The organism is Streptomyces sp. CA-278952 (assembly GCF_028747205.1).
In the GTDB taxonomy this organism is placed as follows: domain Bacteria; phylum Actinomycetota; class Actinomycetes; order Streptomycetales; family Streptomycetaceae; genus Streptomyces.
Genome location: NZ_CP112880.1, coordinates 721,760 through 733,265 on the forward strand (window position 1 = coordinate 721,760; position 11,506 = coordinate 733,265).

An 11,506-nucleotide genomic window follows, 5' to 3' on the forward strand; every position below is an offset into this window, starting at 1 on the left:
TCAGCTCTCCAGCACCGCGCGCAGGTCCCACAGGGCACGCCAGGTGGCCGACCCCTGCTCGGCGCGCCTGCGCACCGGCCCGTCCCAGTACCCCAGCAGCCGTGCCGCGTCGGCGGGGTCGTCCTTTCGGACGACGCCGAGGATGTGGCCCGGCAGGAGGGAGAGCACGTCCCGGTCGCCGGGGAAGTAGGCGGCGGCCAGGCCCAGGGAGCCCGCGACGGAGACCGCCTCCGCCGTGCTCATCACCGTGGAGGGGCGCTCGACCTCCCAGCCTTCTACGGAGCGGCCTTCGCGCAGGTCCCGGAAGGCGGTGACCAGGGCTTCGAGGACCGCGTCGTCCACCTGGTAGGCGGCGCCCACGCGTTCGACGGCTGCCCGCGACTGGCGCCGCACGAGCGCGGTCTCGGCGTCCACGTCCCCGATGGGGCCCACGGTCTCGAAGTTGAAGCGCCGCTTCAGCGCGGCGGACATCTCCGAGACGCCCTTGTCCCGCAGGTTGGCGGTGGCGATGAGCGTGAACCCGGGGGCCGCGTACACCTGGGCGCCTTCGCTTCCCGCGAGTTCGGGGACGGCGATCCGCCGCTCGGAGAGCAGCGAGACGAGAGCGTCCTGCACCTCCGGCAGGCAGCGGGTGACCTCCTCGACGCGGGCGACGGCCCCCCGGGTCATGGCGGTGAGTACCGGGGAGGGCACCAAGGCCTGCTCGGTGGGTCCCTGGGCGAGCAGCAGCGCGTAGTTCCAGCCGTACTTGAGCTGGTCCTCGGTGGTGCCCGCGGTCCCCTGCACGGTGAGTGCGCTGGTCCCGCAGACGGCCGCCGACAGCAGTTCGGAGAGCATGGACTTGGCGGTGCCGGGTTCGCCCACGAGGAGGAGCCCGCGCTCCCCGGCGAGGGTGACCACGCACCGTTCGACCAGGGCGCGTTCGCCGACGAACTTCTGCTCGATCACCAGGCGGCGCGGCACCCCGGCACCTGGGGCGGCGCCCTTCGGCAGGCCCAGTGCCTCGCCCGCGCTGCCCGTCACGAAGGTGACGACGGCGCGCGGGGTGAGCAGCCAGCCGGGCGGCCGGGGGCCGGGGTCGTGGGCGGCGAGGAAGGCCAGCTCGGTGGCGTACCGGTCCTCGGGGAGCGTGATCTGGCGGTGCTCCCGGCCGGTCGCCGCCGCCCGGCCCGGGATGCCGCCCGTGGTGGTGCTGTCGGTGGTGTTGCCTTCCGAGGTGGTCGTGGCGGTCGTGGTGGTCGTGGTGTCGTTCGTCATCGACGGCGGCCCTTCCGGGTTGCGCGGGTGTCCAGTTCTTCGAAGGCGGGGGCGTCGCCGTCGCGGACCCGTGTCCAGGCGGCCGCGTACAGCGCGGGCACGGGGAGGTGGGGCAGGGTCCGGGTGGACCCGGCCACCGGGTAGAGGCGTTCCTTCCAGGTCTCCAGCGGCAGTCCGGGGGCTCCGCGTTCCAGCCAGCCGCAGGGGAGGAACAGGGTGCGGCCGGCGCGGGAGCGCTTCGCCTCCACGACGAGGTCGGTGGCGGCGAGTTCCGCCCGGGCCTTCTTGATCCGTGCGGGCTTCCACTCGGTCCAGCGGGCGCAGTTGCGGTCCGTGGGGTCGGGCAGGGCGAGCAGCATCAGGTAGAGGGCGGCGGTGTCCGCGCTCAGGCCGAGGGCGTCCGCCGCCTCGGCCACCAGCTCCGACACCGCACGCGTCGGGTCCTGGGCCGGGTGGTGGGGGGAGCCGTCGGGGGCGCCCGCCGAGGCCAGCAGGTCGGTCTCCTCGCTCAGCAGTGCGCGCAGGGCGAGTAGATCGCCGGTGCTGTGCCTAACGACGGTGCCCTCGACGAGGCCGAACGCCGGGTCGTCGGGGCCGGCCAGGCCGGCCGGGCGAATCAGCAACTTCTCGTTGTCGCCGTAACCGGGGGCGAGGAGCAGCGCCGTGCCGGCCCGGACCAGTCCGTCGGCGTCGGCGCCGCCGGACTCGGGGAGCCCGTGGGCGGCGCGGACCACGGCGCCGATCGGGCTTCCCGACTCGGTCCAGTGCAGACCGAGGTCCAGCACCAGGTCCGGGTCGGCGAGGCGGTCGCGCAGGGCCGCGAGCCCGACGGGCAGGTGCGCCCGCAGGGGGTGCCCGTACGGCAGCGTGTAGGCGAGGGTGTGCAGGGCGGTCAGGGCGGAGGAGACCGTGCCGCGTGCGCCCGTCACGCGGGGGCCCGGACGACCGGTGCCGTCCTGGACGGCGGTGCCAGGGGCGAGCCAGGTCCGGGAGGCCGCGTTGAGGACCAGGTCGACGGCGCCCGGGGTGGTGCCCGAGAGGTCGAGGTCCAGCTCCTCGGGGACGCGGACGAGGGAGGACAGGCGCTCCTGCCAGACCTCGGCGGCGGCCCGGACGTCGGGGCCGGTGGACCACAGCTCGGCCGGGTCCCCGGGCAGCAGCGCCCGGAGCAGGGCGTGCCGGTCGTCGCGCGGCAGGGCGTCCAGCCGTGCCGCGGCTTCCTCGAAGGCACGTGTCTTCGCGCCGAGCAGCGCGAGCGCCTCGGTGCCGGGCTCCTGGACGGCCGCCGACAGCAGGGCGGCGGCCTGGAGGGGTCCGATTCCGGTGGCCGTGTGGAACGCCTCGGCGGCCTCCGGGCGCCAGGGCGCCGGGCCCCGCTCCCGTACCAGGGCGGTGAGCCGGGTGAGCCGGTCGCGGGCGATGCCCTGCCGGTGAACGCGCTCGCGGTCCAGGGTGAAGCCGGGGACGGGTCCGAAGGCGCCGGTCGGGTCGTGGTCCAGGGCGAGCCAGCAGGCCGCGTCGTCCCGGGTGTTGCGGCCGCGGTCGGCGAGGACGACGACCGTGCGGGCCCCCTTGCGCAGCACCTGGCCGAGGCGGTGCACGGCCTCGGGGCGTCCTTGCCCGGGCGTCGCTCCGCCGAGCGGTTCGATGAGCGACACCTGCCGGACCGTGCCCGCCGGGTCGGCCAGCGGGCCTGCGGCGAGGGCTTCCAGCAGCACGAGGAGCCCGGTGCGGTGCGCGGCGGAGGTGGTCGCCGAGGCGGCCCGGTAGGCCAGTTCGGGCAGCTTGTCGAGGAGGGAGAGCCAGGTGAGGGAGTCTCCTGGCACGGTGTACTCGTCCCGCTGCCAGCCGTCCACAGGGGTGAACGGGACCTTCGACGGGGTGGGCGGGCCGAACGCCGGCCCGCCGCCGAGAACATGGTTGACGGCGAGGATCTGGCGGATCACGGTCCACCGGTTCCCGCCTCCCCACCAGCTGCCGTGCATCCGCTCGGAGCCCCAGGCGGAGGCGTCCCGCAGTGTCGCGTCGTCGCCGTGCTCGGGCTCGTGGTCGAAGAACATGCCCTTGGTGCGCGCGGTCTCCCGGGGGGTGGCCGGCTCCACGGGCTCGGGCGGTTCCACATACCGGGCGGCGGAGACAGCCTGGTCCACCGCGTTCCGGACGAGCGCGGTGACGCCGGCGAGGAGCCGGGCGTCGGACACCTCGGGCAGCACCCGGGCGGCGGCCTCCTCGGTCAGCTCCCGCGAGGAGGGCCCGGTGTACTCCTCGACGGCCCGGAAGGCCTCCAGGTGCCGGGCGACCGCGGCGGCGACCTCGTTGAACAGCTCCTCCGCCCGGGCGTCCGTCAGGTTCCGCAGGGCCAGGGAGCCCCGCTCGTCCCTCGGGCGCAGGGCGTGCCAGTAGGAGACGGGAGGCACATAGGGGGTGCCCGCCGCGTCGTTCCCGCCGGAGGAGTCGGTGGTGACGGACCACAGGCGGCCGCCGGTGCCGTCCGTGTCCGCCGGGTGCGCTTCCACGGAGCGGTGGTTCAGCGCCGCGACCAGCCGGGAACCACCGGGCAGGGCGAGGGCGCCGAGCGGCACCGGGGAGCCGCCGCCGGGCAGCGGGTGCGGCAGGGTGACCGTGTGACCGTCGGGGGTGCCGGCGATGATCCGGTGACCGTCGGCGGGGGCGGCCGTGCCGGTCTCGGTGACCGTGCGGCGGACCCAGCGGCCGAGGACCGTGCCGTCCGTGCCGAACGGGGTGGTCTCCAGGCCGGGCTGGAGGGGCAGCACCTGGCAGTGCTCGGCGAGCAGCCGAGCGCCGTCGCGCACCCCGGAGCGGAGGAAGGCGGGGAGGGAAGCGCGACCGTGCGTCCCGCCGGCCGGGTCGTACTCCAGCCACACCCGCTGCGTGCCCTGGTGGCCCTCGCGCCAGTGGCCGGTGCCGTCGGAGATGACGGCGCGCTGGGGCGGGAGGGAGGTGTCGCCCGCGTGCAGGGCCTTGCCGCCCGTGGCGCGGCCGCCTCCGGGCAGCGGCAGGCAGACCTCGTCCGAGGGGCCGGAGCCGCCCCAGCGAGGGAGTTGCTCGCCGCCGACGGTGAAGATCTCGGCGGGGCGGTGCGACCAGTAGCCGCGCTGCTTGCCGTCCTCCCACCAGATGACCAGCAGCTCCCCGTCGACGTACCGCAGGGCGATCGTCCGCCAGTGGTCGAGGGTGGCGGGCAGCCGCAGGGTGTGCCGCAGCAGGACGCCTTCCGGGCCGACGACGACGGCCCGTTCGACGGTGTTCAGGATCAGTGCGGGCCAGGCGCCGGTGACGCCGGCGGTCTCCCGCCGGTTGTGTTGCCTGCGCCCGGCGGCCGCGGCCTCGGCGGCCAGTTCGGCGTAGGTCTCGTCGAGCGCGGGCCAGCCCAGTTCATCGAGGATGCCGGTACGCAGCGTGGAGGCGAGCAGCGGCACGATGTCGTGGCTCTCGATGAGTCGTACGGCTTCCGGCGCGACGTCCGCGACCACGGAACGGAACGACGAGAGCCTGTTGAGGGCGGTGCGCAGCCCGGGAAGTCCTCGCGCGGCCGCGTACTCCTCGGCGCGGGCGGTCAGCCACTCCCGCAGGATGACGGAGAGCACCGGGTGCGCCACGGCCTTCGCCAGGCCGGCGTCGCTCAGCCGCTGACGGTGTCCGTCGCCCAGGTTCCCGACGTTCCGGCTCAGCAGGGCGCGGAAGAAGGGGTGTTCGGCGACGGCGGTGAGATCCCGCGCGCCGGGCGTGGTGTCGGTGAGCCACGGGCCGATCGGGAATCCGAGGGACCGCGCGGTCCCCGCGTCCTGGTCGTCCGGCTCGGCGACGGGGATGCCGGAGGCCAGGCAGAGGTCGAGAAGGTCCAGGTCGGCGGTGCGCTGCCAGCGGCCCTGGAACAGTTCGACGGGGTGCCCGTCGGCGCGCAGCCGGTCCGCCATCCGGACGGCCAGAGCGAGGGTCCCCGGGCAGCGGCCCGAGGTGACCCGGCCACGCCCGCGGTGTGCCTCCCAGCGGGCGAGCCAGTCCGCCGGGGAGACGGACGGGGTGGAGAGGGCGGCGGAGTCGGACGCCGGGTCGCCGGAGGGGCCCGGGAGGGCGGTCAGCAGCTCATCGGCGCCGGACTCGGCCAGCAGGCCGAGCCAGCCCGGTCCGCCGTCCGCGTCCCGGCCGCTCTCGCTGAAGGTCTCCGGGAAGAATCCCAGGAGGCGGGCCTGCACGGCCGCGTCCCGTCGGGCAAGGTCGATGAGCGAGGAGCGGTAGGTCTCCCAGAACGAGGCGGGTGCGCGGACGACTCCCGGCGAGCCGATCAGATCGGCCACCAGTTCGCGTTCGGCGGCCTCGCGGTCCAGCCCGGCGGCCTTGACCAGCGCGCGCACGTCCTGCGGCAGCGCCGCGTACGGCGGCATGCCGGCCGCGCAGCGCTCGACCAGCAGACGGCGGAACTGCACCCAGGCGTCCGCCGGTGCGAGCCGGGCCACCAAGTCCCGTACGTACTGCCGGAGCGCCTTGACGGTCAGCGCGCCGACGAGGGCGAACTCCAGGAAGACAGCGCGCTGCCGCTCCTCGTCCACGACGAGCCCGTGCACCCGCTCGGCCTCACGGGCCTTGCCGAAGAAGGAGGCGGCGTAGCTGGTGTTCTCGGCCTGGAGGAAGAGGCGCGCCACCTGCTCGTAGTAGGTGGGAAGGAAGTGGGGCACGGCCCGGCCGAGCCGGATGCCGAGTGCGTCGAAGCCCTCCTTGGCCGCTCCGGCACGGCTCCTGGCCTGCCGGCCCAGCCGCTCGATGTCCTTGACCAGAGCCAGGGCGTGGTGCCCGTTGGCCGGGTCGTTCACCAGCGCCCAGGCGGGGAAGCCCAGCGTCTCGCGGCGCACCTGACCCACGACGGGGGCCTCGACTGTCCGGGCCAGCCCGAGGAACTCCAGGGCCAGGTCCTCCGCTTCGCCGAGTGTGCCGGGCACGAGGCGGACCACGGGGCGGTCGCCGAGGGCGGTGTGCGTGTAGGTGCGGGCGGTCAGCGCGTCGGCGTCGTCCCGGTCGGTGGTGCCGGCCGGGAGGATCGCGCCGGCGTCCAGCAGGGCTGTCGCGCGGGCCTGGGCGGCGGGGCCGGAGGCGCTCTCGCCCCGGGCCTGGCCGGGAAGGGAAGCCGCGCCCGCCGCCGTCGCGTGCGCTGCCGTCGTGTTCGCGTCCGCGCTCGTCGTCGTGTTCGCGTCCCCGGCCGTCGTGTTCGCGTCCGTGTTCGTCGTCGTGATGCTCATGCCGCCCGCTCCTCGTCCTCGACGTCGCGGCCGGCGTAGAGCGCCGCCGCCATCCGCATGCCCTCCGACCACGCCACGGGGCCGACCTCGGCTGCCGTCAGCGCGCGCCCCGCGGGGTCGGTCCAGCCCAGGGGGCCCGTCTCGGTGTCGTACGCGTCGTAGCCGTCGTGTTCGCCGATCCAGATGCGTGCCTCGGCGGTGGCGCCGTCCTCGACCACCGGGCAGACCGCGTATCCCCCGCGTGACCGGTACCCGAGCTGAGTGACGCGGCCGTGCAGGAAGCGCAGTTCCTTGAACACGCCGCCGGCGTACGTGTCCACGGAGGTGGTCTCCGGGGCGAGGCCCGGCGGGCGGCGCCACACCTCGCGGAACAGCTGCTCCACGTTCTGGCGCACTCCCAGCTCGACCGCGAACTCCCGCAGTTCGTCGAGGTCGTCGAGGAGCACGGGGTGGTCCACGCTGACCACGTCCGGGGTGATGCGGACCGTGTCGCCGTCCAGGTCGACGAGGCCCAGACCGCGCTCGGTGTCGACGTCGCGCAGGAACCCGGCGACCCCGCCGTCCGCGCCGGTGACCACCACGTCCCGCAGGGCCGCCTGCCATGCCGGGTCCGGCCAGACCCTGGCGAGCACGGCCGTGGGAACGGGCAGCGAGCGCACCATCCACTGCTCGACGTCGGTCAGGCACCGGCGTTCGTGCCGCTCCATCCACTCGGTCAACTGCCGGAGACCCACGACCGCCGGATCGTCCTTCAACTTGGCCGGAACGGACTTCAGCCGCCGCCCCTTCCCGTTGCGGCAGACCACCTTGCCCGCCTCCAGAGCGACTTCGTAGTCGCCCGCCGACACCCACCCCATGCGCTGTTCTCCCCTGTTTCCGAACGGCCGCCGAACCGGTGGCACGCTGATGAGACCCGTCGACGGCAACGCACCGTGACGAGTGGGAGAGACTCTAAGCGGCCCCAGTGACAACGGGTCCGGGCCCCCTCCGCAGCGTCGGGCGGCGGGCGCCCCAGGAGGAGCGCCCGCCGTCCGGTCCTCCACGTCGAGGGACCGCCGGAGCAAGGGGCGGAACGTCCGGCGTGAGCGGCATGAGCGAACAGCGGACAGCGTGCGGCCCGCTCGGTGCATCAGGGAGCGAGCACCACCGTCTTGCCGGGCAGTCGCCCGGCGCCGGCGTCCTCATGGACGGCGGCCAGCTCGGCCACCGGGCGGTGGGCGGCGACGTGGACCAGGAGCTTGCCGGCATCCACCTTGGCGACCAGTTCGGTCAGCTGGGCTCCGTCGCTGCGGACCCACAGGCTCGCGCTGCGCACGCCCCGGGCGGGGTCTTCCGGGACCGGACCGGCCGTGCTGGCGGATACCCCGCCGTCGGCGACGTAACTCGTCAACTGCGCCAGCTCCTCCGGCGAGACACGAACGTGGTTCACCACGACCTGGAACGGGCCGCCCACGGCGCCCGGGCCCGCGGCGAGGTCGAGGGGGCCGGTGACCCGGTCCGCACCGTAGCCCCGAAGGCGGTCGGCGTGCCGCGGTGCGTCAACCGCCGTCACGTGCGCCCCCGCGTCGACGGCGAGCTGCACCACGAGGCTGCCGACCGCGCCCCCGGCTCCGTTGACCAGCACGGTCTGACCGGGCTTCAGCTCGGCGAGCTCGAACAGCGTCTGCCAGGCCGCCAGCCCGGTCAGCGGCAGCGCCGCGGCGTCGACCAGTTCGGTCGTCCGGGGCGCCGGGGCGAGTGACTCGGCCCGGACGAGCACGTACTCGGCGGCGCCACCGGCGGAGTCGAGGGGCAGCATCGCCACGACGCGGTCGCCGACCTCCGGGCCGGTCACGTCCGCACCGAGTTCGGCCACGGTGCCCGCCAGGTCGAGCCCCGGAACGTACGGGAAAGTGATCGGGATCATCTCGGCCAGGAAACCGGCGCGGATGTGGTCGTCCACCGGGTTGAACGACGTGGCCGCCACCCGCACCAGCACCTGACCGGCGCCGGGGACCGGCCGCTCGACGTCCTCGTGGCGCAGGACCTCGCTGTTGCCGAACTCGTGGAAACGTATGGCCTTCATGGCAATTCCTTCAAGGTGTGTTGACGCCGCCGCCCCCGGATGGGGCGGTCGGGCGGGACGGTGAAGCGTTTCGGGGCACTCGGGGTCCGGCGGTCGCACGGCCGGGACGTCGGCCGGGCTGCTCGCACGGCCGCCATCGAAAATCGGCCCCTTCACTTGCTCAGGAAAGCAATTTCACTTGCTGAGGCAAGTCAGAAAGTAGCCCACGATGGGTTGCTCAGGCAAGTGATGGAACTTGCCTGGGCAAGTATGATGAGACGCATGGACACTCAGTCACCCTGGCTCGACGCCGACCAGCAGGACCTCTGGCAGGCGCTCCTCACGGTCGTCATCGCCCTTCCGGCGGCCCTCGACCGTCAACTGCAGCGAGACGCCGGTATCTCCAACTTCGAGTACGGCGTCCTGGCCCAGCTCTCCATGGCCGACGAGGCCACGATGCGGCTCAGCGAACTGGCACGGCTCTGCGACAGCACCCAGCCCCGGCTGTCGAAGGTGATGGACCGGTTCGAGGCCCGCGACTGGGTCGCCCGCCGAACCGACCCCGGCGACGGCCGATACACCCTCGCCGCCCTGACGGACGCCGGCCGGCAGAAGCTCGTCGAAAGCGCACCGGAACACGTCGCACAGGTGAAGCGGCTCGTGTTCGATCCGCTCAGCGCCGCCCAGCGCCGCCACCTCGAAACCGCGCTGACCCGCGTCGCCGCCACCGTACGCCGGGAACTCGAAGGAGGCTGAGCACCAGGGCCGCGCCCGCACGGGTGTACGCAGGTCCGTGCGGCACGCTCCTCCTCGCCGAGGAAGGGCGTCTCAGCGGGGACGGGAGGGTCGGCTCATGGAGGGGGTGAAGGTGACCGGGAGGGCCTGGGGGCCGCGGAACGTCGGGGCGTAGCCCCAGGCGACCTCGCCGCTCGGGATGTCCAGGGCCAGGTCGGGCAGACGGCCGAACAAGGTGGTGATCGCGATCTCCGTCTCCAGCTTCACCAGGTGGGTGCCCAGGCAGGTGTGCGCGCCGTGGCCGAACGCCAGGTGCGGGCGGGCATCACGGGTGAGGTCCAGGGTGCCGGGGTCGGGGAACCGGTCCGGGTCGCGGTTCGCCGCCGCCAGCGACAGCAGCACCACGTCGCCCTTTTTCACGCGGGTGTCCGCGATCGTCATGTCCTCGCCCGCGTACCGGTACTCCGCCACGTGCGACGGCGAGTCCAGGCGCAGCAGCTCGTTGACCGCGCGGGACCAGTCGAGGTCGCCGCCGAGCAGGGCGGCTCGCCGGCCGGGGTGGCCGAGCAGGCGCAGGACGGTGGTGCCGAGGAACTGGATCGTGGTGATGTGACCGGCGCCGATCAACGTCATGACCATCACCTCCAGCTCGTCCCCGGTCAGCGCGCCCGACTCGATCAACCGCGTCGGCAGGTCGTCCCCCGGGTGCGACCGTTTGTAGGCCACCAGCTTCCTGACGTAGCCCAGCAGCTCGGCCAGCCTCACCTCGTCACGCGGCTGCTGGAACTTCGCGCGGTACCACAGGTCCAGCACGTCGGCGGCAGGCGCGCGCTCGGCTTCCGGGATGCCGAGCAGGTCGTGCATGACGGCGACCGGGACCTCCCGGGTGTACTCGGCGACGAGGTCCGCGCGGCCCCGCCCGGCGAACGACTCGACGGCGTGCGCGCAGGTCCGGGCGGTGCGATCGCGCAGACGGGACACGGCGGCCGGGGTGAACGCCGCGGCGACGAGCCGGCGCAGCCTGGCGTGTCCGGGATCGTCCAGGTGGGACAGACCGGGCGGATGCGGGTCGGGGTTGACCGGGGCGCGGCTGCCCAGACGGCGGTCCGCCAGGCAGGCGCGGACGTCGTCGTACCGGGTCACCAGCCACATCCGGCCCGATACGTGCGGGCCGCCGACGGGGCAGACCGGTTCGTGCTCGCGCAACCAGGCGTAGCCCGGGTAGGGGTCGGCGGTCACGACGGCCGGCCGGCGATCAGCAGCTTCTCCAGCGGGGACGCGGTGAGCGGCACGACCCGCGTCTCGGTGAGCCCGGCCTCGCCCAGCCATGCCGCGAGGTCGGTGTAGCGGTGCACGCCGCCTGCGTGGCCCTGCCACAGGGTCAGGTCGAACATGGCGAGGTACCCGCCCGCGGCCGGGCCCAGTTCGGCCGGTGGTTCCCGGTCGTGGTCGAGGATGGCGATGCTTCCGGTGGGGGTCAACGAGTTCGCCGCGCGCCGGAACAGCTCGCGGCACTCCTCGGGGCGGTGGCCGTGCAGGACGTTGAACAGCAGCACCAGGTCGTGCCCGGAGCCCAGGTCGTCGGTGAGGTAGTCGCCCGCCCGCGCCGTCACCCGGTCCGGCGGGGCGTCCTCGCGGAGTGCCGTGATCGTCTCGGGCAGGTCGAAGACGGTGACCCGCACGTCCGGGCGACGGCGGCACAGTTCGACGGTGTGGTCGCCGTGGCCACCCCCGATGTCCAGGACGGTCGCCGCGGGAGGCAGCGCGGCGGCGATGTCATCGGCCAGGTCCACGGCGGCGCCTGCGAGCATCCGGCGCAGGCGGGCCCCGGAGGCGGGGCGCTCGCTCAGCCAGGTGTAGAAGCCGCGGCGGGGCGTGCCGGTACGGATGGTCTCCTCGATGTCTGCCCAGTGCTCGAACAGGACCTCGTGCCAGAACAGTTCGGCGTCCACCGGGCCGGGCTTCGCGACGGTCGTGACCCCGTCCTCGTCGTGCCGCAGGTAGCCGAAGGTCACCAGGACGTTCACCAGGCTGCGCACCCCGGCCGGGTCACCGCCGATCGTGGTGGCCAGCTCCGCCACGGACAGCGGGCCGGCTTCCAGGGCGGTGAACACCCCGAGCCGGACGCCGGCGATCATGGCCCGGTACCCAGCCGCGCCGAGCCGGTCCAGTACCGGAGCCGGGACACCAGAGGATTCTTCGGGCAAGGGCATGA

The 11,506-nt window shown here is 74.1% G+C and carries 7 protein-coding genes; 1 reads left to right on the forward strand and 6 read right to left on the reverse strand.

Annotated features, from left to right (window positions below):
- From N7925_RS03070 to N7925_RS03085, 4 genes are all read right to left on the reverse strand, one after another.
- On the reverse strand, positions 1–1,257 hold the full coding sequence (locus N7925_RS03070) for an ATP-binding protein (RefSeq protein WP_274342938.1): 1,257 nt from the start codon (positions 1,255–1,257) through the stop codon (positions 1–3).
- Positions 1,254–6,512: a hypothetical protein gene (locus tag N7925_RS03075; RefSeq protein ID WP_274342939.1), complete on the reverse strand. Its 5,259-nt coding sequence runs from the start codon at positions 6,510–6,512 to the stop codon at positions 1,254–1,256. Before N7925_RS03075 ends, N7925_RS03070 begins: the two co-directional genes overlap by 4 nt.
- Entirely contained in the window at positions 6,509–7,369 is an 861-nt protein-coding gene (locus N7925_RS03080; RefSeq protein WP_274342940.1) for a DUF4132 domain-containing protein, read from the reverse strand. The genes N7925_RS03075 and N7925_RS03080 overlap by 4 nt, the downstream gene beginning before the upstream one ends.
- Before the next feature lie 272 nt (positions 7,370–7,641).
- Entirely contained in the window at positions 7,642–8,577 is a 936-nt protein-coding gene (locus tag N7925_RS03085; RefSeq protein WP_274342941.1) for an NADP-dependent oxidoreductase, read from the reverse strand.
- A gap of 261 nt (positions 8,578–8,838) precedes the next feature.
- Between N7925_RS03085 and N7925_RS03090 the strand changes: the two genes are divergently transcribed.
- The gene (locus tag N7925_RS03090; protein WP_265597947.1) at positions 8,839–9,312 is read left to right on the forward strand and encodes a MarR family winged helix-turn-helix transcriptional regulator; all 474 of its coding nucleotides are present in this window, start codon (positions 8,839–8,841) and stop codon (positions 9,310–9,312) included.
- A gap of 72 nt (positions 9,313–9,384) precedes the next feature.
- Here N7925_RS03090 and N7925_RS03095 read toward each other — a convergent pair whose 3' ends face one another.
- Together N7925_RS03095 and N7925_RS03100 are read right to left on the reverse strand one after the other, a co-directional pair.
- A complete protein-coding gene (locus tag N7925_RS03095; RefSeq protein ID WP_274342942.1) occupies positions 9,385–10,530 on the reverse strand; it encodes a cytochrome P450 family protein in 1,146 nt (381 codons plus the stop codon).
- A complete protein-coding gene (locus N7925_RS03100) occupies positions 10,527–11,504 on the reverse strand; it encodes a class I SAM-dependent methyltransferase (protein ID WP_274342943.1) in 978 nt (325 codons plus the stop codon). Before N7925_RS03100 ends, N7925_RS03095 begins: the two co-directional genes overlap by 4 nt.
- Positions 11,505–11,506: the final 2 nt, after the last annotated feature.